This is a genomic window from Streptomyces capillispiralis (assembly GCF_007829875.1).
Lineage (GTDB): Bacteria > Actinomycetota > Actinomycetes > Streptomycetales > Streptomycetaceae > Streptomyces > Streptomyces capillispiralis.
The window spans coordinates 5,463,756-5,488,830 of record NZ_VIWV01000001.1 but is presented as its reverse complement, the minus strand read 5'-3'; the positions used below and the strand labels follow the sequence as shown (position 1 = coordinate 5,488,830).

The following is a 25,075-nucleotide window of genomic DNA, read 5'->3' as shown; positions in this document are numbered from 1 at the left end:
TGGTCGGCATGACAGCCATCGCAGCGCACACGATCACAGCGGCCGCCGACGCGAGCGCCGGACCGCAGTGGGTCCACGACCTGATGGACGCCATGGGCGCCCCCGGCGCCGGCCTCGCCATCGCGCTGGAGAACCTCTTCCCTCCCCTGCCCAGCGAGGTGATCCTGCCGCTGGCGGGGTTCGCCGCGAGCAGCGGCCGGATGAGTCTGCTCGCCGCGCTGCTGTGGACCACGGCGGGCTCGGTGATCGGCGCGCTCGCGCTGTACGGGGTGGGTGCGCTGCTCGGCAGGGACCGGACGGTGGCGATAGCGGAGCGGCTGCCGCTGGTGAAGGTCGCGGACATCGAGCGGACCGAGGCGTGGTTCGTGCGGCACGGGCCGAAGGCGGTGTTCTTCGGCCGGATGATCCCGATCTTCCGCAGTCTCATATCGGTGCCGGCCGGTGTGGAGCGGATGCGGCTGCCGCTGTTCCTGGGGCTGACCACACTGGGCAGCGCGATCTGGAACACGGCGTTCGTGCTCGCGGGCTATGCGCTGGGGGACAACTGGCAGCAGGTGACGGACATCGTCTCCGCCTACTCGAAGGTGGTCCTCGGCGTGGCCGCGCTGGCGGTGCTGGTGTTCGTGGTCCTGCGGCTGATACGTCCGGGAGGCGGCAGCCGGAGGCGGGACGGGCGAGCGGCGGCCGACGGCACGCGTCCGCTCACCCGTTCCCGCGAGGGGTGAGGCAGGGCCTCATCCCGGCGAGCGGACCGTCCGGAGGAATTCGCGCAGGATGCGTTCGCCGGCGAGGACGCCTCGCTCGGGCAGGGCCCTGATCGCGGGGGCCGTCCAGTCGGCGTCGGCGAGTTCTCCGTGGCCGGGGCGCCAGCCCCGGTCCGCGGCGAGCAGCAGGTCGGCGTCGAGGAGGGAGTCGCCGGCTGCGAGGGTGAGTTCGGCGCCGGTGCGGCGGGCGACCTCGTGCATGGCCGCGCTCTTGGTGAGGGGCTTGGGCACGGCGTAGATCTTGCGGCCCTGGAGGGACACGGTCCAGCCGCGGTTCTCCGCCCAGACCGCGAGTTCCTTCACCCACTCCTCGTTCAGCAGCTCACGCTCGACGACGAGGTAGGCGAAGAGGTCCTCGGCGATGCGGTGCTTGCGGACCCAGACCGGGTCGGCGGTCCGCAGCAGGTGTTCCTGCACCTCGGACAGCGGGGCGCACTCGTCGGCGAGGCGGGCGAGCACCTGAGCGTGCCAGTCCGGGTCGGACACGCCGTCGACGAGGAGGTGGCCGCCGTTGGCGCAGATCGCGTAGGTGGGCGCCGGCCCGGGCAGGTTGATGCGCTGGTACTGCTTGCGGGTGCGGGTGGTCGTCGGCACGAAGAGGGCCGTGTCACCGAGGTCGGTGAGGAGCTGGGCCGCCGTCTCCGTCATGAAGGACAGCGGTTTGCTCTCGTGGACCTCCACGCACAGCAGCCGGGGCGCCCGCGCGTCCGGCATGGTCAGGGCGAGGGCCGCGGCGGAGTAGATGAGGGTGCGGTCGAGGTCGCTGGCGACGATGACGGGCATCAGAGGGTCACCGCCTTGCCGTCGGCTCCGGTCGCGCCCCGGGTGTAGCGGGGGTGGATCAGTCCGACACAGGTGTAGGGCAGGTCGGCGACCTCCTCGACGGGGACGCCCCGCTGCTCCGCGAGCAGCCGCACATGGTCGAGGTCGGTGCCGGCTCCGGCGCGGGCGAGCACCTTCCAGGGCACTCGGCGCAGCAGCACCCGGGTGGTCTCGCCGACGCCGGGCTTGACGAGGTTCACGTCGTGGATGCCGTACTCCTCGCTGATGCGTTCGACCGCGGCCCAGCCCTCCCAGGTGGGGGTGCGGTCGGCGGAGAGGAGTTCCTTGGCCTGGGCGCAGGCCGCGTCCGTGACCTCCGGGAAGCGGGCGGAGACGGCGTCCAGGAAGGCCACCGACAGGTCGGCTCCGGCGAGTTCGCGGTAGAACTTGGCGCCGTGGAAGTCGTGCGGGCCGACCAGGTCGGCGCGGAGCACGGTGCGGGAGATCAGGCCGGAGACGGTGGAGTTGAGGCAGGCCGACGGGATCAGGTAGTCGTCGCGGGTGCCGTAGGTGCGGACGCAGGAGCCGGGGTCGGCCAGGACCGCGATCTCCGGGTCGAAGCCGGTGACGCCCTCGGTCTTCTCGAACTCCTCGACGGCCTGGGCGAGTTCGCGGGTGATGGCGCCCTTGCCGGTCCAGCCGTCGACGAACACGACGTCCCGGGGGTCGTGGTGGGCGGCCAGCCAGCGCAGTGCGTTGGCGTCGATGCCCCGGCCGCGGACGATGGAGACGGCGTAGTGGGGGAGGTCGAGCTGGTGGCGGTGCTGGGCCCAGCGGCGCATCAGGATGCCGACGGGGGTGCCCGCGCGGGCGAGGGAGACGAGCACGGGGCGGGGCGACCGTTCGGCGAGCACGGTCTCGGTGACGACGCCCACCGCGTGGGCGAGGCGGGCCGCCGAGTCGTCCAGCGCGGCGTGGAACAGCTCCTGGTACTGCTCGCTGGGCTGGTACTCCACGGGCAGCGACTCGGCGTAGTGGGCGCCGCCGCTCTGGATGGCCTCCTCGCGCTCCTCGGTCGGCGCCTCCAGCGTCACGTCCGAGAGGTCCTGGAGCAGCCAGCCGACCTCCTCGGGCGCGTACGAGGAGAAGGCGGGGCCTCTGAGGGGCTCGGGCAGCATGGTGGCGGGCCTTTCGGGGGCGTCCGGTCGGGCGCCCCGGGGTGCGTCCTGGGCGGCGGGCACGTACGACGGTACGACGGCGAGGAGGACGTGCGGGGTGTGCTCGGCGAGCCGGGCGAGCAGGCCGTCGGGGGCGTGCAGCGCGGGGGTGTCGGCGACGGAGTCGACGACGGCGACGACGGCGTCGAAGCCGTTGCCGGCGACGTTGTAGGCGTAGCGCTCGCCGGGGCCGTCGGCCGGGTCGTCGTGGGCGGGGAAGACCAGGCGGGTGCGTATCGCGTAGCCGGGGTCGTCGACGGCGAGGACGGGCGAGCGGGTGGTGGTGGAGAAGCGCACGTCGGTTTCGGTGGTGCGCTCCAGCTCGTGGGCGAGGCGCAGCGGGGCGTACATCAGTTCCTCGCAGCCGAGGACGAGGACGCGGCGGGCGCCGGCCGGGAGCGCGCCGGCGAGGCGGGCCGCCATGTCCGGGAGCGCGGATTCGAGGTGGGCGCGGTGTGCCGGGGTGAAGCCGTGGCGTCCGCCGTCGGGGAGGCCGGAGGGCCAGCGCAGGTCGACGCGGGTGACGTGCCGCGTCGGCTCACCGGCCGGGTGGGGGCCGCCCCCGGACACTGGCGCGGTTCCGCGCGTCCCCGGGTGGGCTGCCCCACCGTCCGCCGCGGAGCCGACGGGGCCGGCAGCACCCTCCGGGGGCGCGGCTGCGGCGACCTGCGCGGCCGGCGTCGGGGGCGCGGCTGCGGCGACCTGCGCGGCAGGCCCCGACGCGGACGCGGACGACCGGCCGCCTTCCGCGGCGCTCTCGTACCGCGCCACCAGCTCCTGCCCCTTCTCCAGGACGCCGTCCGGCAACCGGACCGTGCCCCGCGCGGTCGTCACCAGGTCGATGCGCGCCCCGATCTCGCGGGCGAACTCGTCCAGACGGCCGGCGTCGGCGGGCGACCTCATGTCGACGAGGGCGACCACCACGTACCGCCCGCGCGGATACCGCGCGTGGAGGTCCCGGACGGTGTTCAGCACCGTGTTGCCCGTGGAGAACTCGTCGTCGACCAGGACCAGTGGGCCGTCCCCGGCCAGCAACCGCGGGTTCTCCGGGAGCAGCAGGTGGGAGGTCGCGTGGGAGTGCGCCTCCTCGAAGCCCCCGGCGGTGGCGGACCCGGCGACCGGGCGGCGGGTGGAGTGCAGGTAGGGGGCGACGCCCAGGCCGTCGGCGACCGAGTGGCCGAGCCCGGTCGCGGTCTCGGCGTAGCCGAGGACGACCGCGCCGTCCGCCTCGTCGCCGAGCAGTTCGCGCACCCGGCGGCCGAGTGCGACGCCGTGGCCGTGGACGACGGACGGGGACTGGGGCACGTGCTTGCCGAGCACGTTGGACACCAGCAGGTGGGCCCGCTTGGGGTTGCGGCGCAGGGCCAGCCCCAGCAGCTCGGTCAGCCGGTCGTCCCCGGCCAGCTCGACCCCGAGCCGCTCCGTGACCCAGCTGCCGGACCAGACGGCCTCGCCGGCCGGCGTCGGCCGGCGCACCGGGCGGTGCATCCCCTCGTTCACAACCTTCTCCATGAATTCCTTGCGGTCGGTTCCGTCAGTTCCATCGGTGCCATCGGTGCAATCGGTGCCGTCCGTGCCATCGGTGCCGTGGTTGCCGTCGCGGCGGTCGCCGTGTCCGGCACGGTCGGTGCGGTCGCCGTGTCCGGCACGGCAGGCGCAGTCGATGCGGTCCGTGCGGTCACTCCGCCAGGCCTGCCGCGAGCAGCTCCACGAAGCCGACGTCCTCGTTGGCCACGCCGAAGACCTCGGCGCGCAGCAGGGTCCGCTCGGCCCAGGCGCGGTGCGGCTTCACCTCGTTCATCTTGTTCGTGTAGGCCGACCTGAGTACACCCCCACCGCAGCGTTCCGGCCGGAGGATGTCCTGGGCGTCGCTGTACTCCTCGTGGCTGACGACGGACAGCGCGTGCACCGGCAGCACGTGGGAGGGGTGGATGCAGGTCTTGCCGAGCAGGCCGTTGGCCCGGTCGAGGGAGATCTCGCGCAGCAGACCGTCCATGGCGTGCTCGATCAGCGTCTCGCGCAGCGCCACGGCCTGCCCCTCCAGGAAGGGGCTCTGCCGCAGCATCGGCTTGAACATGCGCTCCTGGACCCGGAAGTACTCCCAGACGGGCCCGGTCACGGTGAATCCGGTGCCGTCGGCGCGGCCCAGCATGTTCACCACGTCGGCGATCACGGAGGCGACGACCTGGATGTCGTACGCCGTCATGTCGGGGCCTCTGCGCAGTCCGTAGGAGGAGCAGAAGTCGGTCACGCCGAGCCGCAGCGCGAGCACGCGGTCGCGGTACTTGTCCACGGCGCGGAAGATGCCTTCCAGGGTCTCCACGCGGGACTCGCGGTAGAGCAGCTCGGGCGACTCCAGGACCGGCATGGCGAACAGCCGGTGGCCGCTGTCGGCCTCGGCGGTGGCCAGCGCCTCCAGGTAGGGCAGGCCGCGTTCCGCGGTGAACTTCGGCAGTACGAATCCGGACAGCAGCCGGACGGCGGGGCCTAGGCGGTGGACGAGGTCCGGGATCTGCTCGGGGGCGCGGACGCGGATGAACAGCAGGGGCAGATCCGCCCCGGTCCGCCCGGCCAGGTCCGCGAACTGGCGCACGAGGTTCTCCTCGCCGGCGCTGACGTCGGCGTCGTCGATGGAGTCCTCCAGGCACAGCACCATCGAGACCACGCCGCGTCCGCCCTGCTTGACGATGTCGTCGGCGAGCCGGGGCCGGGTCGCGGGGCTGTAGAGGGTGGCGCCGAGGGCTGCGGAGAGCAGCCGGGCCGGGGAGTCGCGCGTGAACTCGCCCGGCTCCCGGTAGAAGAGACGTTTCCGCACCGCAGGGCCGATGTGCCCGAAATGACGCATTGAACTCCCCCGTGGCCTGGGTGATCGTGATGGGAAAAGGTGGCCGGTAATAGTACGTAGAGATGCATGTCGGAGGTTCCCTCCGGCTATGAACATCCGGTAACCCCGCTGTGTCGGCTCCACACCCCCACGTTGTCGTGACCAGGACGGAGAAGGCAGGATGACCGCATGACGCACGCGATGCTGAAGGGGTCGAACGTCCCACTCGAGGCCACCACGGTACGTGCCGTGCTGCGCTGGTCGCCCGGGCAGGGGGTACCGGACGTCGACGCCTCCGCGCTGCTCCTCGGCCCCGACGATCGTGTGCGCTCCGACGAGGACTTCGTCTTCTACAACCAGCCCCGGCACCCCTCCGGGAAGGTGTGGCGACTCGGCAAGAAGCGCGTCGCCGAGGGCCTCACCGACACGATCCAGACAGACCTCGCCGGTGTCGAGCCCGCCGTCGGCCGGATTCTGCTCGTCGCGTCGGCGGACGGCGTCACCTTCGACGGCGTACGGGCGCTGCGCATCCTGCTGTACGACGCACAGGCCGCCGACGGGGACGCGCTGGCGTATTTCGACGTCAAGCCGGAGACCGGACAGGAGACCGCGCTGATCTGCGGCGAGCTGTACCGGCGCGGGGACGGCTGGAAGTTCCGCGCGCTCGGCGAGGGCTATTCGAACGGGCTGAAGGGCCTGGCGACCGACTTCGGCATCTCGGTGGACGAGTCGGAGGCCGCGCAGGAGCCCGACGCCGCCGTCACCCAGCAGGTGCCCGCGACGGCGCAGACGCACGTCCAGGCCCCCGACGGGGCGCCGGAGCGGCCCTCTTCCGAGGCGCTGACCCAGCCGCACGCGCCGGCCGCCCCGGCGGCTCCCGAGGTGTCGCGCCCGCTGCCGCCCGAGCAGCCGGCCGGGGTGCCCGCGCAGCCCGCCTACGGCTACCCGCCGCAGCAGCCCGCGGCAGCGGCCGCCCAGCCGGCCTACGGCTACCCGCATCCGGCCGGGCAGTCCGCCTACGGCTATCCCCCGGCGCCCGCCACGGCCGCCCCGGCGGGCGCGCCGTCCGGGTACGGGTTCCCGCCGCCGGCCACCACCGCGGCTCCCGACCCGGACTTCCGGCTCCCGCCGCAGGGGCCGCAGTTCATCGGCCGCTGAGTCCTGCCGCCCGACTCCGCCCGCCGCGCTCCGGGCGGACCGACCGGGCCCGGGAGCCGCCCGGCTCCTCCCCGACCGTCACCCGACGTGCCTGGACGACCAAGACGCCGTCACCGCCCGGCCTTCGTTTTGAAGCCCCTGCCCCACTGCAGTCCCCACCCGTACAGGCGGTCCAGTTCCGCCTGGAAGCCGTAGACGAACTTCACCTCGCGGCGGACGATGATCTCGTCCTTGACGTTCTCCAGCATCACCACCGCGCAGGAGCGGGCCTGGGGGTGGCGTTCGTCGAGGCCTATCTCGATCCGCGGGCCGTTGCTGGGGTACAGCGTGACCATGGCGTGCGTACGGTCGAAGGCGGGCGTCTGGTCGTAGATGTAGGCGAAGACCAGCAGGCGTTTGATGTTCTCCCGGTGGTCCAGGTTGACGTACATCGTCTCGCCGGAGCCCGAGCCGAACCGGTCGTCGCCGCTGAGCTTGACGTACGGCGGTTCGTTGACGTCGCCGAGGAAGCCGCCGAGGGGCTGGACCACGCCCTTGGTGCCGTCCTGGAGCTCGTACAGGCAGCCCAGGTCCAGGTCGACGTTGACCATGCTCTGGCTGTGGCCGATGACCTCCGGCGGTTTGAGGGCCTTGAAGGGGTGGCGCAGCAGGCTCTCCCGCTGGGAGCCGCCGAAGTCGGAGGTCCGCATCCGCCAGCTCAGGTTGATGCGCAGATGGCCGGTGGCCGCGCCCTGTTTGGTCAGCGACACCTGGCCGTGCCGTTTGGTCAGCTCGATGGCGTTGGTGGCCGCGTTGCCCGAGTCGAAGGCGCTCTCGTTGCTGCGCCACAGTCCGTCCAGGAAACCCATTCCCGCCCCAAGTCCAGTCGTCGAACCCCGCCAGAACCGCCGGGACCCGTGGTGTCCCGGACGGCCGACGGGGCGGCCCCGAGGAGTGGTCCTCGCAAGCCGCCCCGTCGAGAGCGTTCCTCACCCGAAGGGCTGTCACACCCCGGAGGTGACCTCAGTCTTGTCGTCGGCGTTTCCCTCGGCCGCCGCCAGCCGCTTGTTGCGGCGTACGGAGGACCAGAAGGACCAGCCGATCAGGATGACACCGATGGAGCCGGTGATCAGCTCGGGGATCTCGTACTGGATGGTGACGAGCAGGATCAGCGCGAGGGCGCCGATGGCGTAGTGGGCGCCGTGCTCCAGGTAGACGTACTCGTCCAGGGTGCCCTGGCGGACCAGGTACACGGTCAGGGACCGGACGTACATGGCGCCGATGCCCAGGCCCAGGGCCATCAGGACGATGTCGTTGGTGATGGCGAAGGCGCCGATCACACCGTCGAAGGAGAAGGACGCGTCCAGGACCTCCAGGTAGAGGAACATGAAGAACGCGGCCTTGCCGGCCATGGCCACCACCGTGCGGGGCTTGCCCTCCCGCGCGGCCTTCTCCTCCTCCTCGTGTTCGTGCTCCTCCTCCTCTTCGAGCTTGTCCTCGAAGAAGCCGGAGAGCCCGCCCACGATCATGTAGGTGATCAGGCCCGCGATGCCGGACAGCAGCACCGTCTCGGCCTTGTCCACGTGCGCGCCGCCGTGCTGGTGGGCGTGGGTGGCGAAGGTCATGGCGGAGACCAGCAGGATGATCAGCGCGATGCAGACCGACAGCATGTCGATCCGGCCGAGCTTGGCCAGCGGGCGCTCCAGCCAGCCGAGCCACTTGATGTCACGGTCCTCGAAGATGAAGTCGAGGAAGATCATCAGCAGGAACATGCCACCGAACGCGGCGATCGCCGGGTGGGCGTCGGTGACGAGTTCCTGGTAACGGTCCTTGTCGCTGAGCGCGAGGTCGACGGCCTCGATCGGGCCGAGCTGCGCGCTGACGGCGACGATCACGACGGGGAAGACCAGCCGCATGCCGAAGACGGCGATCAGAATGCCGATGGTGAGGAAGATCTTCTGCCAGAAGGCATTCATCTTCTTCAGGATGCCGGCGTTGACCACCGCGTTGTCGAAGGACAGCGAGATCTCGAGGATGGACAGGATCGCCACGATGCCGAAGGCGGTCCACCCCCCGAAGAGAACCGCTGCGACCAGTCCGAGCGCGGTGACCGCGAACGACCAGCCGAAGGTTTTCAAAACCACTGGCTACCCCAGGTGTGTTAACGGGTCTCCCCCGCTGCCGTGACCGGCTTTACGAAACGTTGACTCCGAAGTCTAGAGCGATGCCCCGCAGCCCCGACGCGTACCCCTGCCCCACTGCACGGAACTTCCACTCGCCCTGGTAGCGATAGAGCTCGCCGAAGATCATGGCGGTTTCGGTGGAGGCGTCCTCGGACAGGTCGTAGCGGGCGAGTTCCTGGCCGTCCGCCTGGTTCACCACGCGGATGAAGGCATTGCTGACCTGGCCGAACGTCTGGCCGCGTTCGTCGGCCAGGTGGATGGAGACCGGAAAGACGATCTTGTCGCACTGGACCGGCACCTTGGAGAGGTCGACCAGCAGGGACTCGTCGTCGCCGTCGCCCTCGCCGGTGAGGTTGTCACCGGTGTGCTCCACCGAGCCGTCCGGGCTCGTGAGCTGGTTGTAGAAGACGAACCACTCGTCCCCCATGACCCGGCCGCCGGTGCACATCAGCGCGCTGGCGTCCAGGTCGAAGGGTGCTCCGGTGGTGGATCGCGCGTCCCAGCCGAGCCCGACCATCACCTGGGTGAGGTCGGGTGCGGCCTTGGACAGGGAGACATTGCCTCCCTTGGCGAGTGTGACGCCCATGCTGGTCCCTCCCCTTGGGGCCTGTTCTCAGGTGGTACTGCACGTCCGGCGCCGCACGTAAACCGTGCGACGCCGGGCGGTGTGGCCGTACAAGGCGGCCGGGCTCGGGCGTGCCCGCCCGGGACGGGTCCGTCTCAGACGTTCACGCCGAAGTCCTGCGCGATGCCGCGCAGGCCGGAGGCGTAGCCCTGGCCGATGGCGCGGAACTTCCACTCGGCACCGTGCCGGTAGAGCTCGCCGAAGACCATGGCGGTCTCGGTGGAGGCGTCCTCCGACAGGTCGTAGCGGGCGATCTCGGCGCCGCCGGCCTGGTTGACGACGCGGATGAACGCGTTGCGCACCTGGCCGAAGGACTGCTGGCGGTTCTCGGCGTCGTAGATGGAGACCGGGAAGACGATCTTCTCGATGTCCGCCGGGACGCCGGCGAGGTTCACCTTGATCTGCTCGTCGTCGCCCTCGCCCTCACCGGTGAGGTTGTCACCGGTGTGCTCCACCGAGCCGTCCGGGCTCTTGAGGTTGTTGAAGAAGACGAAGTTGGCGTCGCTGCCGACCTTGCCCGAGTTGTTCAGCAGCAGCGCGCTGGCGTCCAGGTCGAAGTCGGTGCCGGTCGTGGTGCGGACGTCCCACCCCAGTCCGACGATGACCGCGGTCAGGCCCGGCGCCTCCTTGGTCAGCGATACGTTGCCGCCCTTGCTGAGGCTGACTCCCACGAGTCCTCCCTTGGTGTCCAGGGGCGGGGAGCCCCGTAGTGCGTTGGATGTCGGATCAACGAGTCGATCCTAGTGACGGGTTCCCGGGGCCCGCAGGCCCTGGAACCGAAGAATCACAGGGTGTCGAGTGCCTTGACGTACTCGTTCAGGTCACGGGCGTCCGGCAGACCGTTGACGACGGTCCAGCGCACGACGCCCTCCTTGTCGATGATGAAGGTCCCGCGCACGGCACACCCCTTGTCCTCGTCGAAGACGCCGTACGCCCGCGAGACGTTGCCGTGCGGCCAGAAGTCGCTGAGCAGCGGGTACTCCAGTCCCTCCTGCTCGGCGAAGACGCGCAGGGTGTGGATGGAGTCGTTGGAGACGGCGAGCACCTGGGTGTCGCGGTCCGAGAACTGCGGCAGCCGGTCGCGGACCTCGCACAGCTCGCCGGTGCACACGCCGGTGAAGGCGAACGGGTAGAAGAGCACCACCACGTTCTTCCGGCCACGGAAGCCGGACAGCGTCACGGTGGCGCCGTGGTTGTCCTTGAGTTCGAAGTCGGGGGCCTTGTCGCCGACCTGGATCGCCATCGTCGTGTTCGTCCCTTCGGGGGGTGATTCGCTCGGAAACACCCTACGCAGGGAGCAGGCCAGGCCTTCGGACGGGCCGACGCACGACGTGGCCGGCCCGTCCCGGGCAGTGGTCTACCGCTTCGACTTGGCCGCCTTCGGCGTCGCCAGCCGGCTGCCGCTCCAGTCCTTGCCGACGCTGACGCTCTTCGACGCCGTCAGGCCGGCCGTGGTCGCGGCTTCCGAGATGTCACTCGGCTCCACGTACCCCGAACGGCCGGTCTTCGGCGTCAGCAGCAGGATCGCGCCGCCCTCTTCGATGTACGTGGTGGCATCCACCAGCGCATCCGTCAGGTCGCCGTCGTCGTCGCGGAACCACAACACAACGGCGTCGGCCACGTCGTCGTAGTCCTCATCGACAAGGTCGCTCTCGATGACGCCCTCGATGGCCTCGCGGAGCTCCTGGTCGACGTCGTCGTCGTAGCCGATCTCCTGGACCACCTGCCCGGGCTGGAACCCCAGCCTGGCGGCAGGGTTCGTCCGCTCCTCCGCGTGGTCCGCGGTCGCGCTCACGGGTTGCCTCCTGATCATGTCTTGGGAATATCTCAGCCACGCGCGTGCGCGAAGCATTGGCCGTAGTCCACACGGGCGGGACCGATCGCGCAAGTACCCGGCCATCCGGACCGCCGAAACGGTGACGTTCCCGGCCGGGTCACCGCAACTCCAGGCACACCATCATGGCCCGCAGTGACGTGCACCACACCTTTGTGCCCTGTTTGGGCGTTTGGGAACCGTCTGAGGGTACGAGACTCGCAAGTACGTCCCATGCGTCACCGTACCGGTCCCACCACCGGATTACCTCTCGGTAGAGATGACGTCCGGGGCCCCGGGGTGGACCATGGGAGCGGCGCAAATCCGGCCGTATCAGCGAAACAGCGGCCTTCTCACGGCCCTCTGACAGGTAAGGAACAGCGTGGCTTCCGCATCCGATCGCAACCCGATCATCATTGGCGGCCTTCCGAGTCAGGTTCCTGACTTCGATCCCGAGGAAACGCAGGAGTGGCTCGACTCGCTCGACGCCGCGGTGGACGAGCGCGGCCGGGAGCGGGCCCGCTACCTGATGCTGCGACTGATCGAGCGTGCCCGCGAGAAGCGCGTGGCCGTGCCCGAGATGCGCAGCACGGACTACGTCAACACCATCCCGACCCGGGCCGAGCCGTTCTTCCCGGGCAACGAGGAGATCGAGCGCAGGATCCTCAACGCCACCCGCTGGAACGCGGCCGTGATGGTCTCGCGGGCGCAGCGTCCGGGCATCGGGGTCGGCGGCCACATCGCCACCTTCGCCTCCTCCGCGTCGCTGTACGACGTGGGCTTCAACCACTTCTTCCGCGGCAAGGACGAGGGCGACGGCGGGGACCAGGTCTTCTTCCAGGGCCACGCCTCGCCGGGCATCTACGCCCGCGCGTACCTGCTGGACCGGCTGAGCGAGCGGCACCTGGACGGCTTCCGGCAGGAGAAGTCGAAGGCGCCCCACGCCCTGTCGTCGTACCCGCACCCGCGGTCGATGCCGGACTTCTGGGAGTTCCCGACGGTGTCGATGGGGCTCGGCCCGATCGGCGCGATCTACCAGGCGCGGATGAACCGCTACATGCACGCGCGCGGGATCGCGGACACCTCCCGCTCGCACGTGTGGGCGTTCCTCGGCGACGGCGAGATGGACGAGCCGGAGTCGCTGGGCCAGCTGACCCTGGCCGCGCGGGAGGGCCTGGACAACCTGACCTTCGTGGTCAACTGCAACCTGCAGCGGCTGGACGGCCCGGTGCGCGGCAACGGCAAGATCATCCAGGAGCTGGAGTCGGTCTTCCGGGGCGCCGGCTGGAACGTGATCAAGCTGATCTGGGACCGCACCTGGGACCCGCTGCTCGCGCAGGACCGGGACGGGATCCTGGTCGACCGGATGAACACCACGCCGGACGGGCAGTTCCAGACGTACGCCACCGAGTCCGGCGCCTACATCCGGGACCACTTCTTCGGGGACGACCACCGGCTGCGCGCGATGGTCGAGGGCATGACCGACGACCAGATCCTGCACCTGGGGCGCGGCGGTCACGACCATCGCAAGATCTACGCGGCGTACAAGGCGGCGGTCGAGCACAAGGGCCAGCCGACGGTGATCCTGGCCAAGACGGTCAAGGGCTGGACGCTGGGCCCGAACTTCGAGGGCCGCAACGCCACGCACCAGATGAAGAAGCTGACGGTCGACGACCTCAAGCGCTTCCGGGACCGCCTGCACCTGCCGATCCCCGACAAGGACCTGGAGTCCGGTGTGCCGCCGTACTACCACCCGGGTCCGGACACGGAGGAGATGCAGTACATGCACGACCGCCGCCGGTCGCTCGGCGGGTACGTGCCGACGCGGGTGGTGCGGTCGAAGCCGCTCGCCCTGCCGGACGACAAGGCGTACGCGACCGTGAAGAAGGGCTCGGGCCAGCAGTCCATCGCGACGACCATGGCCTTCGTCCGGCTGCTGAAGGACCTCATGCGGGACAAGGAGATCGGCCGGCGGTTCGTGCTGATCGCGCCCGACGAGTACCGCACCTTCGGCATGGACTCGTTCTTCCCGAGCGCGAAGATCTACAACCCGCTCGGCCAGCAGTACGAGGCCGTGGACCGGGAGCTGCTGCTCGCCTACAAGGAGGCGCCGAACGGGCAGATGCTGCACGACGGCATCTCCGAGGCCGGCTGCACGGCCTCGCTGATCGCCGCGGGATCGGCGTACGCCACCCACGGCGAGCCGCTGATCCCGGTGTACGTCTTCTACTCGATGTTCGGTTTCCAGCGCACCGGCGACCAGTTCTGGCAGATGGCCGACCAGCTGGCGCGCGGGTTCGTCCTGGGCGCGACCGCGGGACGGACGACGCTGACCGGTGAGGGGCTCCAGCACGCGGACGGCCACTCCCAGCTGCTGGCGTCCACGAACCCGGCGTGCGTCGCCTACGACCCGGCCTTCGGCTTCGAGATCGCGCACATCGTCAAGGACGGCCTGCGCCGGATGTACGGCTCCGACGAGCGGCACCCGCACGGCGAGGACGTCTTCTACTACCTGACCGTCTACAACGAGCCGATCCAGCACCCGGCCGAGCCGGACGGCGTCGACGTCGAGGGCATCCTCAAGGGCCTCTACCGCTTCAGCGAGGGCACGGCGGGCGCGCTCCCGGCGCAGATCCTGGCCTCCGGTGTCGCCATGCCGTGGGCGATCGAGGCGCAGCGGATCCTCGCCGAGGAGTGGGACGTCAGGGCGGACGTCTGGTCGGCGACCTCCTGGAACGAGCTGCGGCGCGACGCGGTGGCCTGCGAGGAGCACAACCTGCTGCGTCCCGAGGAGGAGCAGCGGGTGCCGTACGTGACCCGCAAGCTGGCGGGGGCGCAGGGGCCGGTGGTGGCGGTGTCGGACTGGATGCGGGCGGTGCCGGACCAGATCGCGCGCTGGGTGCCGGGGACGTACCAGTCGCTGGGCGCCGACGGGTTCGGCTTCGCGGACACCCGCGGGGCGGCCCGGCGGTTCTTCCACATCGACGCGCAGTCGGTCGTGGTGGCGGTGCTCACCGAGCTGGCCCGGGAGGGCAGGGTCGACCGGTCCGTGCTGAAGCAGGCCGTCGACCGCTACCAGCTGCTCGACGTCGCCGCGGCCGACCCGGGCGTGGCGGGCGGCGACGCGTGACCGGCCCGGTGTGACGGGCGGCGGGTGACGGGGCGGGGTGGTGCACCTGCGGGTACACCGCCCCGCCCCGTTTCCTACGATGCGGGCCATGAAGCAGCACTCGGCCCAGGTCCGCTGGGAACACCGCACGCAGCGGCCGCTCCTCGGCCTGGCCGTGGCCTTCGCCGTCGCCTACGCCGTGCCGATCGTCCGGCCGGACGCCGGCCGGGACGTCGTGGCGGTGTGCGCGGCCGTGGAGTGGGTGGTGTGGGGCGCGTTCGCGGCCGACTACGCCGTCCGTCTCGTGCTGGCCGAACGGCGCCGGCTGTTCCTGCGCACGCACTGGCTGGACCTGTGCGCCGTGCTGCTGCCCCTGATCCAGCCGCTGCGGCTGCTGCGGCTGGTGTCGACGCTGCTGCTGGTCGGGCAGCGGGCGCGCCTGGCCTCGCAGATCAGGCTGACGACGTATGTCGCCGGGTCGGTGGTCGGGCTGCTGATGTTCGGTTCGCTCGCGGTGCTCTCGGTGGAGCGGGACTCGCCGGACGGCAACATCCGGACGCTGGGCGACGCGGTGTGGTGGTCCTTCACCACGATGACGACCGTGGGGTACGGGGACCACGCGCCGACCACCGGACTGGGGCGCGTGCTGGCGGTGGGGCTGATGCTGTCCGGGATCGCCCTGCTCGGTGTGGTGACCGCGAACATCGCCGCGTGGTTCATCGCCCGGTTCGAGAAGGACGACGTGGAGGAGCGGCGGCAGACGGAGGCCATCGAGACGCTCACCCGGGAGGTCCGGGCGCTGCGCGCGGAGGTGGCGGCGCTGCGGGCGGCGCCGCGCGAGGAGCGGCAGCCGGAACACGGGTGAGCCCCCGGCGGCATGCCGGAGGCCCGTCCCTGCACGCCCCGGGTCAGAACATCCCGTAACCCGACGTGGTCGCTCCGGCCAGCACGACGAGGGCCAGGAGCGTGTCGATGGCACCCAGGACGAGGGCGACCACGGCCGTCACCGGGCGGGAACCCGCCCAGTTGCGGCCCATGGCGAGCCAGCCGCAGACGATCGCCGCGGGGCCGAGGACGATCCCCAGCGCGAAGAATCCGGCGACCGCGCAGATGACTCCGATGATCCCGAGCGTCGCGCGATCCGGCCCGGTCCGTGACCAGGTACGGCCACGTGAGCGGGGGTGCCTGCGCGTTCCGTGTCCGAAGCTCGCCATCATCAACTCCCTGAACCCCGTAGTCGGTTGGGGTTGGTCCGGGGTTCGTTGACATGGCGGGTACCCCCGCTTCGGCGGTGAATTCACGCCGTACGGGCGGCAGTAGGGGGCCGCTGCCCGCGCGCTGCCCCCCTCCAGCAGCGCGCCGCAGCCGGCGTCCTCCAGTCCTGCGGAGGACGTGACCCACTGTGACCCGCGGTGCCCGCCGGAGGGGAGGGATCACCGCGTCGGTTCACCCTGATGAGGGAACCGGGTCACACGGTCCGTCAGATGTGGCCGACTCCCGCGCCGGCCTCCGCGTTCGCACCGCGCTTGGTGAGGAACGCGACCAGCACCGCCACCGCGGCGACCCCGGCGGCCGTGAGGGACGCCATGCTCATCCCGGAGATGAAGGTGTCGTGGGCGACGTCGGTGATCTTCGCGGCGATCTGCGGCGGGGTGCCCTCGGCCACCGGCGCCACACCGACCTGGACGGCCTCGGACGCCTGCCCGGCCTGCTCCGGGGTGAGCGGCGGGAGTCCCGCCTTCGCCCAGTTGCCCTCGAGGTCGCTGTCGACCTTGGAGGCCATCACGGCGCCGAGCACGGCCGTGCCGAGGCTGCCGCCGATCTGCATGGCGGCCTGCTGGAGACCGCCGGCGACGCCGGAGAGCTCCATCGGCGCGTTGCCGACGATGACCTCGGTGGCGCCGACCATGACCGGGGCGAGGCCGAGGCCGAGGAGGGCGAACCAGAGCGACATCACACCGCTGCCGGTGGTCTTCTCCAGCGTCGACATGCCGTACATGGCGAGCGCGGTGAAGGCCATGCCGCCGGCGAGCGGGATGCGCGGGCCGACCTTGGTGATCATCGCGCCCGCGAGGGGCGAGCCGACGATCATCATGCCGGTGAGCGGGAGCAGGTGCAGACCGGCGTCGATCGGGCTCATGCCGTGCACGTTCTGCAGGTAGAAGGTGACGAAGAACAGGCCGCCCATGAAGGCGATGGCCATCAGGACCATCAGCACGACACCGGCGGACAGCGGCACGGAGCGGAACAGGCCCAGCGGGATCAGCGGCTCCTTGACCTTCGTCTCCCAGAAGGCGAAGAGCGCGAAGCCGACGACCGCGACGGCGATGAACGCCCAGGTCTTGGTGTCGCCCCAGCCCCACTCGGGCGCCTTGATCAGGGCCCAGACCAGGCAGAACATCGCGCCGGACAGCAGGCCTATGCCGAGGAGGTCGAAGGAGCGCGGGGCGTTCTCCGCGCGGTGGTCGAGCAGGATCCACGCGCCGAGCGCGACGGCGAGGACGCCGACCGGCACGTTGATGAAGAACACCGACTGCCAGTTGACGTGCTCGACGAGGACACCGCCGAGGATCGGGCCGCCCGCGGTGGAGGCACCGATGACCATGCCCCAGATGCCGATGGCCATGTTGAGCTTCTCGGCGGGGAAGGTCGCCCGCAGCAGGCCGAGCGCGGCCGGCATCAGCAGGGCGCCGAACAGGCCCTGCAACACACGGAAGACGATGACCAGCGCGATGCTGTCGGACAGGCCGATGGCCCCCGACGCGGCCGCGAAGCCGACGACGCCGATGAGGAAGGTCTGGCGGTGTCCGAAGCGGTCACCGAGCTTGCCCGCGGTGATCAGGGAGACCGCGAGGGCGAGGAAGTAGGAGTTGGTGATCCACTGCACCTCGGCGAAGGTGGCACCCAGGTCGCTGGCGATGGCCGGGTTGGCGATGGCCACGATGGTGCCGTCGAGGGCCACCATCATGACCCCCACGGCGACGGTGATCAGGGTGAACCAGGGGTGCCCGCGCAGCCCCCTGCCCGGCGTCGCGTCCGACGGGGCAGCCGGTGTCCCGTCCCCCGGCCCCGCCTTGTCGATGGTGGTCTGACTAGTCATGCGTTCGAGGCTAATGACAGCCACTGACAGTTGACAAACCAATTCACTAGTCGGTAACTGACACGACATCCCCCTATAGCCTGAACTGGGGAAACAGTTCGAGGAGGACCACCGATGAAGACGGCCGGGACCGTCGTGGACGCGCTGCCGCGGCCGGGACTGCGGGAACGCAAGAAGCAGCGCACCCGGGACGCGCTGGTCCGGGCCGCGCTGGAGCTGATCGCCACGCGCGGGTACGAGGGGACGACGGTCGACGACATCGCCGAGGCCGTCGACGTCTCGCAGCGGACGTTCTTCCGCTACTTCGCCAGCAAGGAGGAGGTGGCGCTGTTCGTCCCGAGGCTCGCCGAGTCGCACGTCGTCGACGCCCTGCGCGCGCGTCCGCCGCACGAGGTGCCGCTGGAGGCGCTGCGCCGGGCCGTGATGGACAGCTGGGACGGCATCAACGCGGCCGTCGAGCGGCTGGTGCCGCTGGAGCTGCACATGCGGGTCTACCGGGTGATCGAGTCGACGCCCGCCCTGCTCGCCGCCCATCTGCGCCGGGCGGCGGAGCTGGAGGAGGAGCTGGCGCGGATCGTCGCCGAGCGGGAGGGGCTGGACGTGGACGCCGACCCCCGGCCGAGGATCCTGCTGGCCGCCTTCGGCGGGGTGATCCGGGTGACGGAACGCCTGTGGTCCGCCGGGGACGACCTCGACGTCGACGCCATGCGCGACCTGATGGCGACCTATCTGGACCAGCTGGGCCCGGCCCTCGCGGGGAACTGGCGTACGGAGTGATCCCCGAACCGGCGCACCGAAACGTGATCCCGGTCACTTGATTCACGCGAGACCCGCTCGTTCTCCTAGTGTGTCCTCCCAGTGACTTCCTTCGACACCTCCCCGCAACTGAACGTCTGGCGGGCGCTGCTCGCGCTCGCCGTCGTGTTCGTGATGCTGGCGACCACCGGCTGGACGGCGCTGCGCCACCAGCGCCACCCCGCTCCGCTCCAGGCCTCGCTCAGCGCCTGGGAGCACGGCCGGATAGCCGGTCACCGGCTGCCGGACCCGCAGTCGGCGCCCGCGCGGCTGGCCCGGTTCTTCGCCTCCCTCACCGACGGGCAGCGCGCGTCCCTGGCGCGCCGCTATCCCCTGGCGGTCGGCAACATGAACGGGGCACCGGTCGAGCTGCGCTACCGGGCCAACCGCATCGCGCTCGGGCAGGCCCGGCAGGTCGAGGTCGACCGCCTGCACGACAAACGGCTCACCGCCTCGGGCCAGCACCAGGCGGGCCGCCGGATGAACCGCCTGGAGGCGCTGATGCGCCCGGGCCGGAAGATCCTCGCCTTCAATCCGTCGGGGCAGGGCCGGGTCGCCGAGGTCTTCGGCGACCTGCGCGGGGCCGAACGGGTCTCCGTCGTCGTGCCCGGCGTCGACACCGACCTGCTCACCTTCCAGCGCACCCACCGCAAGTACTCCGCCCCCGCCGGCATGGCCGAGGCGCTGTACGCGGCGGAGCGCGACGCCGGCCCCGCGACCCGTACCGCGGTGATCGCCTGGGCCGACTACACCGCGCCCAGCGGGCTCGGCATGGACGCGGCCACCGCGATGCGCGCCGAGGACGGCGCGGTGCGGCTGAACGCCATGCTGGGCGCCCTGCCCGGGAAGGCCCCGGTCTCGCTGTTCTGCCACAGCTACGGCTCCGTGGTGTGCGGGGTCGCCGCGCACGCCCTGCCGGGCCGGGTGGCCGACATCGCGGTGGCCGGCAGCCCCGGCATGCGGGTGGAGCGGGCGTCCCAGCTGCACACCGGCGCCCGGGTGTGGGCGATGCGGGACGCCGACGACTGGATCCAGGACGTGCCCTATCTGGAGCTCGGCGGTCTGGGGCACGGCGCCGACCCGGTGGCCGCCGGGTTCGGGGCGCGGGTGCTGTCGGCGCGGGAGGCGAAGGGCCACGCCGGCTACTTCGAACCGGGCACGGACAGCCTGCGGAACTTCGCCGAGATCGGCGTTGGCGCGTACCGCGCGGTTTCCTGCGCGGGCGAGAACGACATCTGCCGGGCGGATTTGTCCGGCACGACGGCTACCGGACGCGCGTAGAAGCGGAGATACTGCGGTATGCGCGGGGAGGGGACGAAGAAGCTCATGCCGCATACGATGAGCCGCATGGGTGACGTACTGGCCGGATTCCATGCCGCCTGGGGGTTCGAGTCCGACTCCGTGGTCATCCGTTACGAACGGGGCATTCGAACACCCAAGCTGTTCCAGGCGCTCGGGGAGCGGCGGGTCCCCCTCGAGGCGATCGAGGGCGTCACCCTCACGCCCGGCAGACGCGGCACCGTGGTCCTGCGGGCGGAGCTGCGGCCCGGCGCCGATCCGCTGATGGAGGCGGCCGCCGGGCAGCTCAAGGAGAGCAGCGACCCGTACCGGCTGGTCCTGCCCGCCGAACGCGAGACGCTCGCCGAGTACTACGCCGACGAGCTGCGCGCCCTGCTCACCGAGTCCGGACCCGCCGAGCGTCACCTGGTGGCACCGCCCGAGACACCGTTGCAGTTCAAGGCGTACGACGGGAAGGCCGGCTTCGACGGTACGGCGGTGTCCTTCCGGTGGTTCTGGACGGGCGCCTCGTCGGCGAAGTGGAAGGCCGGCGACCAGCGGTTCCCGGTCGGTGAGCTGAGCGGGGTCGAGTGGCGCTCGCCCGAGGTCTTCGAAGGGCATCTGCGGCTGCTGCGGCGGGACGACGGGGCGCCGCTCGCCCAGGCCGACCAGGACCCGGCGGCGGTGGTGTTCGGGCTCGGGTACGGGCCCGTGCACGAGTCGCTGCCGTTCGCGGCGGCGGTGCTGGCGGCGGTGCGGACGTCCGCGCCGGTGCCGGCGATATCCGCGGCGGGCCGCCGTGACCCCGCGGACATCGCCGAGCGCATCCGGCACCTCGGGGAACTGCACCAGGCGGGGCTGGTGACGGACGAGGAGTTCTCCTCCAAGAAGGCGGAGCTGCTCTCGGAGCTCTAGCCGTCCGCCGTGCGGTTCCCGGGAGGCGGCCCTACTCCCGGCCGGCGGAGGTGAAGGACATGTCCGGGTAACGGTTGCCCGCGACCTGGCCGGCGATGGGCTCCAGCAGGGCCAGCTCCCCTTCCGTCAGGGTGATGCGGGTGGCCGCCGTGTTCTCCTCCACCCGGGCCGGCTTGCGGGTGCCCGGGATCGGGACCACCGGGAGCCCGTGGACCCGCGCCCGCTGCTGCACCCAGGCCAGGGCGATCTGGCCGGGGGTGGCGCCGTGGGCGTCGGCGACGGCGCGGACCGGCGCGAGCAGGGAGGCGTTGGCCACGGCGTTGTCGCCCGTGAAGCGCGGCTGCCGGCGGCGGAAGTCGTCGGCCGTGAGGTCCTGCGCCGCGTCGACGAAGGAACCCGTGAGGAAGCCGCGCCCCAGCGGCGAGTACGGCACCAGGGTCACGCCCAGCTCGCGCGCGGCCGGCACCACGTTCGCCTCGATGTCCCGGCTGAACAGCGACCACTCCGACTGCACGGCGGCGATCGGGTGCACGGCGTGCGCGGCGCGCAGTTCCCCGGCGGTGACCTCGCTCAGGCCCAGCTGCTTGACCTTGCCCTCGCGCACCAGCTCGGCCATGACGCCGACGGTCTCCTCGATCGGCACGTTCACGTCGCGCCGGTGCATGTAGTAGAGGTCGATCACGTCGACGCCGAGGCGCTTCAGGCTCGCCTCGACGGCCTCGCGGATGTAGGGCGCGTCGTTGCGGATGATCCGCCGGGTGGGCTCGTCCGGCGGGATGGACAGGGCGAACTTGGTGGCGATGACCACCTCGTCCCGGTGCGCCGTGAAGAACGGGGAGAGGAACCGCTCGTTGTCGCCCGCGCCGTAGGCGTCCGCCGTGTCGTAGAGCGTGACGCCGAGTTCCAGGGCCCGCTCCAGGGTCGCCCGGGAGGCGTCCGCGTCCACGGGGCCGTAGGCGAAGCTCATGCCCATGCAGCCCAGGCCCTGCACCCCCACCTCGGGGCCGCCGTCGCCCAGTGCCGCCGTACCGATCGTGCCGTTGGTCATCGTGTCCTCTCCGAGGCCAGGGCGCGCCCGGCGTCCCCGTAGAAACTGATCTTCCGGTCGAGCACGGCGAGCGTGCCCTGCAGTTCGGCGATCCGGGACAGCACGTCCTCACGGGTCCGCCGGAGCAGGTCGAAGCGCTCGCCGTAGGTGTGGTCGCCCGCGCGGACCAGCTCCGCGTACCGCACCATGTCGGCGACCGGCATGCCGGTGAGCCGGAGCTTCCCGACGAGGGCGAGCCAGTCGAGGTCGCGGTTGCTGTAGCGCCGCTGCCCGGTGTGGGAGCGGTCGATGTGCGGCATCAGCCCGATCCGCTCGTACCAGCGCAGGGTGTGCGCGCTGAGCCCGGTGAGGGCGGCGACCTCGCTGATCGTGTACTTGTCCGCGCCGTCCGGCCGTCGGTTCCCCTCCGGCGGTCCGGCGCAGGTGTCGGTTGGGGTACCCGTGGTCTCCATCACCGTCATGGCCCCCACGCTAGAACGCTGGAGTGCACTCCAGGCAAGCGACATCGGAGAGAACAGGGCAGGACGTCGAGGCGGATGGCTGATCGGCGCGCGGCGATGACGCTCTCCGCACGCCGTGCGACGTGTACGTCTCCATGAGCTTCCGGCCCAAGCCCGACCCCTTGCCGGAGCCGTTCCTGTGAGCGCTTAGGCTCGACGGCATGTCGCTGAAGAGCCTCGCGCTGATCGAGAACTGGCCGGTCCCCACCGCCGCGGCGGGCGTCGTCCGGGCGGACGGCACGGTGCTCGGCACCCACGGGCCGGCCACCCACCGCTTCCCGCTCGCGTCGGTCACCAAGCCCCTCGCCGCGTACGCGGTCCTCGTGGCGTACGAGGAGGGAGCGATCGAGCTGGACGAGCCGGCGGGCCCGGACGGCTCGACGGTCCGGCACCTGCTCGCGCACACCTCGGGACTCGCCTTCGACGAGCACCGCGTGCAGTCCGCGCCCGGTGAGCGGCGGCTGTACTCCAACGCCGGTTTCGAACAGCTCGGCGACCACGTCGCCAAGGCGACGGAGATCCCCTTCGCCGAATACCTGCGCCAGGCGGTCCTCGAACCGCTCGGGATGACGTCGACGTCACTGGAGGGCTCCCCGGCGAAGGACGCCGTCTCCACGGTGGACGACCTGCTGCGCTTCGCGGCCGAGGTGCAGGCCCCGCGCCTGCTCGACCCGCGCACGGTCGCCGCGGCGATGACGGTCCAGTACCCGGGGACGAAGGGCGTCCTGCCGGGCTACGGCCACCAGAACCCCAACGACTGGGGCCTCGGCTTCGAGATCCGCGACGCCAAGGCCCCGCACTGGACGGGCGCGTCGTCCTCCCCGCGCACCTTCGGCCACTTCGGCCAGTCGGGCACGTTCCTGTGGATCGACCCCGACGCGGGCGCGGCGGGCGTGGCCCTGACCGACCGCGCCTTCGGCCCCTGGGCGATCGAGGCGTGGCCCGCGTTCACGGACGCGGTGCTGACGGAGCTGCGCGGCTGAGGCACCCCGCCTCAGCGCTGGGCCATCTCCCACAGGAGAAGCTCCGCCTCCACCACCGCCTCCGCGTCCACGCCCTCGGCGTCCGTGATGCGCGCCGCGTCACCCGCGCCCAGCTCCTCCCCGTCGAGGAGCACCGCGCCGCGCACCACGTGCGCGTACACGTACGCGGCGTCCGGTACGGCGGTGCGCTCCCCCGCCGACAGCCGCCGCACGTGGAGCATCGCGCCCGCCTCCGAGAGGGCGTACGGGGTGGAGTCCGCTATGCCGGGGACGACCTCGTAGGACGGGTCGCCGCCGGGATCCAGGGGGGCCAGCCACATCTGGAGGAAGGTGAGAGGGGCGGGGCCCGCGTTGCGTTCCACGTGGCGCACGCCCGACGCGGCGCTCAGGCGCTGGACGTCGCCGGGGCGGACCACCGTCTCCCGGCCCGTGGAGTCGCGGTGGGTCAGCTCGCCCTCCACCACCCAGGTCACGATCTCGGTGTGGCTGTGCGGGTGCTCGTCGAAACCGGCGCCGGGTGCCAGGCGTTCCTCGTTGCAGGCGATCACCGCGCCGAAGCGCAGGTTGTCCGGGTCGTAGTGGGGGCCGAAGGAAAAAGCGTGCCAGGTGTCGATCCCGGCCGCAGGATCGCCGCCCCGGTAGCGCTGGTGTGCGCGCCGTACGTCCATCACACGGTCCACCGTAGGCCCTGCGGGACGTGCTCCCGTCCGGATAAGGCAGTCTTGTCCCCGTGCCCGAACCAGAAACCAGCACCCACGCAGCCGCAGCGCGGCCCCCGCATCCGCACGTCGCGACGCTGAAGCGGCTGGAGAAGTCGTCCGGCAGCCTCGCCGCGCAGGCGATCGCGCGGATGGACGAGACGCTGCCCTGGTACCGGGCCATGCCCCCGGAGAACCGTTCCTGGATCGGCCTGGTCGCGCAGGCGGGCATCGCCGCCTTCACCGAGTGGTTCCGGCACCCCGACGCCCCGCAGGCCATCTCCACCGATGTCTTCGGCACCGCGCCGCGCGAGCTGACCCGGGCGATCACACTGCGGCAGACCGTGGAGATGGTGCGGACCACCATCGAGGTCATGGAGTCCGCCATCGACGAGGTGGCGGCGCCCGGTGACGAGAGCGTGCTGCGCGAGGCGCTCCTCGTCTACGCGCGGGAGATCGCCTTCGCCACCGCCCAGGTGTACGCACAGGCGGCCGAGGCACGGGGTGCCTGGGACGCGCGGCTGGAGTCGCTCGTCGTCAACGCCGTGCTGAGCGGCGAGGCCGACGAGGGTGCCGTGTCGCGGGCCGCCGCCCTCGGCTGGAACTCGCCCGAGCACGTGTGCGTGGTGCTGGGCACCGCGCCCGACGGTGATTCCGAGCTGACCGTGGAGGCCATCCGGCGCGCCGCCCGACACGCCAAGCTCCAGGTGCTGACCGGGGTGCTCGGGGACCGGCTGGTGGTGATCGCGGGCGGCAGCGACAACCCGCTGGCCGTGGCGAAGTCGCTGATCGGGCCGTACGCGGCGGGCCCGGTGGTGGCCGGCCCGGTGGTGCCGGACCTGCTGGCCGCGACCCGGTCCGCGCAGGCCGCCGCGGCGGGCCTCAAGGCGTGTTCCGCCTGGCAGGACGCCCCGCGCCCGGTGCTGGCGGACGACCTGCTGCCGGAGCGGGCGATCGCCGGAGACCCCTCCGCCCGCGAGCAGTTGGTGGAGGAGATCTACAGACCGCTGGAGGAGGCGGGGGCGGCTCTGCTGGAGACGCTCAGCGTCTATCTCGAACAGGCGAGCAGTCTCGAAGGTGCCGCGCGCATGCTGTTCGTCCACCCCAACACCGTTCGTTACCGGCTCCGACGTGTGACTGACGTCACCGGATGGTCGCCCTCCGATGTACGCTCGGCGTTCACGCTGCGGATCGCGCTGATCCTGGGGCGTCTGGCCGATGGCGATCTTCAGTCCTAACCTTTTGTCGGGGCCCCACAAAACCCCTTCCTGTTCTTCGTCCTTGTCCTCACGGGCGGTCGCGGCCGTCCCCAAGAGAGAGTGTG

General features: G+C 71.3%; 23 protein-coding genes. 9 read left to right on the top strand and 14 right to left on the bottom strand.

The window, feature by feature from the left end:
* Positions 1 to 8: 8 nt before the first annotated feature.
* The gene (locus FHX78_RS23855; protein WP_167531833.1) at positions 9 to 725 is read left to right on the top strand and encodes a DedA family protein; all 717 of its coding nucleotides are present in this window, start codon (positions 9 to 11) and stop codon (positions 723 to 725) included.
* Between the two features lie 9 nt (positions 726 to 734).
* Here FHX78_RS23855 and FHX78_RS23850 read toward each other — a convergent pair whose 3' ends face one another.
* The 3 genes from FHX78_RS23850 to FHX78_RS23840 all read right to left on the bottom strand — a co-directional run bounded on the left by FHX78_RS23850 (position 735) and on the right by FHX78_RS23840 (position 5,588).
* Positions 735 to 1,547 carry an HAD family hydrolase gene (locus FHX78_RS23850; RefSeq protein ID WP_145869457.1) on the bottom strand — a complete coding sequence of 271 codons (813 nt, stop codon included), beginning with the start codon at positions 1,545 to 1,547 and terminating at the stop codon, positions 735 to 737.
* Positions 1,547 to 4,255, bottom strand: coding sequence for a phosphoribosyltransferase (locus FHX78_RS23845; protein WP_373313057.1), 2,709 nt, complete (start codon positions 4,253 to 4,255; stop codon positions 1,547 to 1,549). Before FHX78_RS23845 ends, FHX78_RS23850 begins: the two co-directional genes overlap by 1 nt.
* Before the next feature lie 166 nt (positions 4,256 to 4,421).
* Positions 4,422 to 5,588: an HpcH/HpaI aldolase/citrate lyase family protein gene (locus tag FHX78_RS23840; RefSeq protein WP_145869456.1), complete on the bottom strand. Its 1,167-nt coding sequence runs from the start codon at positions 5,586 to 5,588 to the stop codon at positions 4,422 to 4,424.
* A 168-nt stretch (positions 5,589 to 5,756) separates the two neighbouring features.
* Between FHX78_RS23840 and FHX78_RS23835 the strand changes: the two genes are divergently transcribed.
* Positions 5,757 to 6,725 carry a TerD family protein gene (locus FHX78_RS23835; protein ID WP_145869455.1) on the top strand — a complete coding sequence of 323 codons (969 nt, stop codon included), beginning with the start codon at positions 5,757 to 5,759 and terminating at the stop codon, positions 6,723 to 6,725.
* Between the two features lie 110 nt (positions 6,726 to 6,835).
* Here the strand turns inward: FHX78_RS23835 and FHX78_RS23830 are convergent, their stop codons facing one another.
* The 6 genes from FHX78_RS23830 to FHX78_RS23805 all read right to left on the bottom strand — a co-directional run bounded on the left by FHX78_RS23830 (position 6,836) and on the right by FHX78_RS23805 (position 11,307).
* Positions 6,836 to 7,573 (bottom strand): TerD family protein, encoded by a 738-nt coding sequence (locus FHX78_RS23830; RefSeq protein WP_145869454.1) that lies wholly within the window; start codon positions 7,571 to 7,573, stop codon positions 6,836 to 6,838.
* 135 nt (positions 7,574 to 7,708) lie between these two features.
* On the bottom strand, positions 7,709 to 8,848 hold the full coding sequence (locus FHX78_RS23825; RefSeq protein WP_145869453.1) for a DUF475 domain-containing protein: 1,140 nt from the start codon (positions 8,846 to 8,848) through the stop codon (positions 7,709 to 7,711).
* A gap of 49 nt (positions 8,849 to 8,897) precedes the next feature.
* Positions 8,898 to 9,473, bottom strand: coding sequence for a TerD family protein (locus FHX78_RS23820; protein ID WP_145869452.1), 576 nt, complete (start codon positions 9,471 to 9,473; stop codon positions 8,898 to 8,900).
* A gap of 134 nt (positions 9,474 to 9,607) precedes the next feature.
* Complete coding sequence (locus FHX78_RS23815) at positions 9,608 to 10,183, bottom strand: calcium homeostasis/redox stress adaptation protein (protein ID WP_145869451.1); 576 nt, start codon at positions 10,181 to 10,183, stop codon at positions 9,608 to 9,610.
* Between the two features lie 113 nt (positions 10,184 to 10,296).
* The gene (locus FHX78_RS23810) at positions 10,297 to 10,755 is read right to left on the bottom strand and encodes a peroxiredoxin (RefSeq protein ID WP_145869450.1); all 459 of its coding nucleotides are present in this window, start codon (positions 10,753 to 10,755) and stop codon (positions 10,297 to 10,299) included.
* 114 nt (positions 10,756 to 10,869) lie between these two features.
* A complete protein-coding gene (locus FHX78_RS23805; protein WP_167530103.1) occupies positions 10,870 to 11,307 on the bottom strand; it encodes a DUF3052 domain-containing protein in 438 nt (145 codons plus the stop codon).
* 400 nt (positions 11,308 to 11,707) lie between these two features.
* Here FHX78_RS23805 and aceE point away from each other — a divergent pair, with 400 nt between their 5' ends.
* Both aceE and FHX78_RS23790 read left to right on the top strand, forming a co-directional pair.
* A complete protein-coding gene (gene aceE, locus FHX78_RS23795) occupies positions 11,708 to 14,455 on the top strand; it encodes a pyruvate dehydrogenase (acetyl-transferring), homodimeric type (RefSeq protein ID WP_145869449.1) in 2,748 nt (915 codons plus the stop codon).
* Between the two features lie 88 nt (positions 14,456 to 14,543).
* Positions 14,544 to 15,299 (top strand): potassium channel family protein, encoded by a 756-nt coding sequence (locus FHX78_RS23790; RefSeq protein WP_145869448.1) that lies wholly within the window; start codon positions 14,544 to 14,546, stop codon positions 15,297 to 15,299.
* Between the two features lie 43 nt (positions 15,300 to 15,342).
* Here FHX78_RS23790 and FHX78_RS23785 read toward each other — a convergent pair whose 3' ends face one another.
* Positions 15,343 to 15,651, bottom strand: coding sequence for a small hydrophobic protein (locus FHX78_RS23785; RefSeq protein ID WP_145869447.1), 309 nt, complete (start codon positions 15,649 to 15,651; stop codon positions 15,343 to 15,345).
* A gap of 263 nt (positions 15,652 to 15,914) precedes the next feature.
* Positions 15,915 to 17,534: an MFS transporter gene (locus FHX78_RS23780; RefSeq protein ID WP_145869446.1), complete on the bottom strand. Its 1,620-nt coding sequence runs from the start codon at positions 17,532 to 17,534 to the stop codon at positions 15,915 to 15,917.
* 114 nt (positions 17,535 to 17,648) lie between these two features.
* Here FHX78_RS23780 and FHX78_RS23775 point away from each other — a divergent pair, with 114 nt between their 5' ends.
* The 3 genes from FHX78_RS23775 to FHX78_RS23765 all read left to right on the top strand — a co-directional run bounded on the left by FHX78_RS23775 (position 17,649) and on the right by FHX78_RS23765 (position 20,522).
* On the top strand, positions 17,649 to 18,311 hold the full coding sequence (locus FHX78_RS23775) for a TetR family transcriptional regulator (RefSeq protein ID WP_145869445.1): 663 nt from the start codon (positions 17,649 to 17,651) through the stop codon (positions 18,309 to 18,311).
* A gap of 81 nt (positions 18,312 to 18,392) precedes the next feature.
* Complete coding sequence (locus FHX78_RS23770; RefSeq protein ID WP_145869444.1) at positions 18,393 to 19,610, top strand: alpha/beta hydrolase; 1,218 nt, start codon at positions 18,393 to 18,395, stop codon at positions 19,608 to 19,610.
* A gap of 66 nt (positions 19,611 to 19,676) precedes the next feature.
* Positions 19,677 to 20,522, top strand: a complete 846-nt coding sequence (locus tag FHX78_RS23765; RefSeq protein ID WP_145869443.1) for a DUF4429 domain-containing protein — start codon at positions 19,677 to 19,679, stop codon at positions 20,520 to 20,522.
* 31 nt (positions 20,523 to 20,553) lie between these two features.
* Here the strand turns inward: FHX78_RS23765 and FHX78_RS23760 are convergent, their stop codons facing one another.
* Together FHX78_RS23760 and FHX78_RS23755 are read right to left on the bottom strand one after the other, a co-directional pair.
* Positions 20,554 to 21,570, bottom strand: a complete 1,017-nt coding sequence (locus FHX78_RS23760) for an aldo/keto reductase (protein WP_145869442.1) — start codon at positions 21,568 to 21,570, stop codon at positions 20,554 to 20,556.
* On the bottom strand, positions 21,567 to 22,031 hold the full coding sequence (locus FHX78_RS23755) for a MerR family transcriptional regulator (protein ID WP_145869441.1): 465 nt from the start codon (positions 22,029 to 22,031) through the stop codon (positions 21,567 to 21,569). The genes FHX78_RS23760 and FHX78_RS23755 overlap by 4 nt, the downstream gene beginning before the upstream one ends.
* 200 nt (positions 22,032 to 22,231) lie before the next feature.
* On the opposite strand from FHX78_RS23755, the gene FHX78_RS23750 reads away from it, so the two are divergent.
* Positions 22,232 to 23,053: a serine hydrolase domain-containing protein gene (locus FHX78_RS23750; RefSeq protein ID WP_145869440.1), complete on the top strand. Its 822-nt coding sequence runs from the start codon at positions 22,232 to 22,234 to the stop codon at positions 23,051 to 23,053.
* Positions 23,054 to 23,064: 11 nt separating this feature from the next.
* On the opposite strand, the gene FHX78_RS23745 is transcribed toward FHX78_RS23750, so the two are convergent.
* Positions 23,065 to 23,721, bottom strand: coding sequence for a pirin family protein (locus FHX78_RS23745; protein ID WP_145872125.1), 657 nt, complete (start codon positions 23,719 to 23,721; stop codon positions 23,065 to 23,067).
* A 62-nt stretch (positions 23,722 to 23,783) separates the two neighbouring features.
* Between FHX78_RS23745 and fasR the strand changes: the two genes are divergently transcribed.
* Positions 23,784 to 24,989, top strand: coding sequence for a fatty acid biosynthesis transcriptional regulator FasR (fasR, locus tag FHX78_RS23740; RefSeq protein ID WP_145869439.1), 1,206 nt, complete (start codon positions 23,784 to 23,786; stop codon positions 24,987 to 24,989).
* Positions 24,990 to 25,075: the final 86 nt, after the last annotated feature.

Excerpts from the sequence above, each read along its gene's own strand:
- FHX78_RS23855 (WP_167531833.1), top strand. The coding sequence starts at position 9 with ATGACAGCCATCGCAGCGCACACGATCACAGCGGCCGCCGACGCGAGC.
- FHX78_RS23850 (WP_145869457.1), bottom strand. The coding sequence starts at position 1,547 with ATGCCCGTCATCGTCGCCAGCGACCTCGACCGCACCCTCATCTACTCC.
- FHX78_RS23845 (WP_373313057.1), bottom strand. The coding sequence starts at position 4,255 with ATGGAGAAGGTTGTGAACGAGGGGATGCACCGCCCGGTGCGCCGGCCG.
- FHX78_RS23840 (WP_145869456.1), bottom strand. The coding sequence starts at position 5,588 with ATGCGTCATTTCGGGCACATCGGCCCTGCGGTGCGGAAACGTCTCTTC.
- FHX78_RS23835 (WP_145869455.1), top strand. The coding sequence starts at position 5,757 with ATGACGCACGCGATGCTGAAGGGGTCGAACGTCCCACTCGAGGCCACC.
- FHX78_RS23830 (WP_145869454.1), bottom strand. The coding sequence starts at position 7,573 with ATGGGTTTCCTGGACGGACTGTGGCGCAGCAACGAGAGCGCCTTCGAC.
- FHX78_RS23820 (WP_145869452.1), bottom strand. The coding sequence starts at position 9,473 with ATGGGCGTCACACTCGCCAAGGGAGGCAATGTCTCCCTGTCCAAGGCC.
- FHX78_RS23810 (WP_145869450.1), bottom strand. The coding sequence starts at position 10,755 with ATGGCGATCCAGGTCGGCGACAAGGCCCCCGACTTCGAACTCAAGGAC.
- FHX78_RS23790 (WP_145869448.1), top strand. The coding sequence starts at position 14,544 with ATGAAGCAGCACTCGGCCCAGGTCCGCTGGGAACACCGCACGCAGCGG.
- FHX78_RS23785 (WP_145869447.1), bottom strand. The coding sequence starts at position 15,651 with ATGATGGCGAGCTTCGGACACGGAACGCGCAGGCACCCCCGCTCACGT.
- FHX78_RS23780 (WP_145869446.1), bottom strand. The coding sequence starts at position 17,534 with ATGACTAGTCAGACCACCATCGACAAGGCGGGGCCGGGGGACGGGACA.
- FHX78_RS23775 (WP_145869445.1), top strand. The coding sequence starts at position 17,649 with ATGAAGACGGCCGGGACCGTCGTGGACGCGCTGCCGCGGCCGGGACTG.
- FHX78_RS23765 (WP_145869443.1), top strand. The coding sequence starts at position 19,677 with ATGGGTGACGTACTGGCCGGATTCCATGCCGCCTGGGGGTTCGAGTCC.
- FHX78_RS23760 (WP_145869442.1), bottom strand. The coding sequence starts at position 21,570 with ATGACCAACGGCACGATCGGTACGGCGGCACTGGGCGACGGCGGCCCC.
- FHX78_RS23755 (WP_145869441.1), bottom strand. The coding sequence starts at position 22,031 with ATGACGGTGATGGAGACCACGGGTACCCCAACCGACACCTGCGCCGGA.
- FHX78_RS23750 (WP_145869440.1), top strand. The coding sequence starts at position 22,232 with ATGTCGCTGAAGAGCCTCGCGCTGATCGAGAACTGGCCGGTCCCCACC.
- FHX78_RS23745 (WP_145872125.1), bottom strand. The coding sequence starts at position 23,721 with ATGGACGTACGGCGCGCACACCAGCGCTACCGGGGCGGCGATCCTGCG.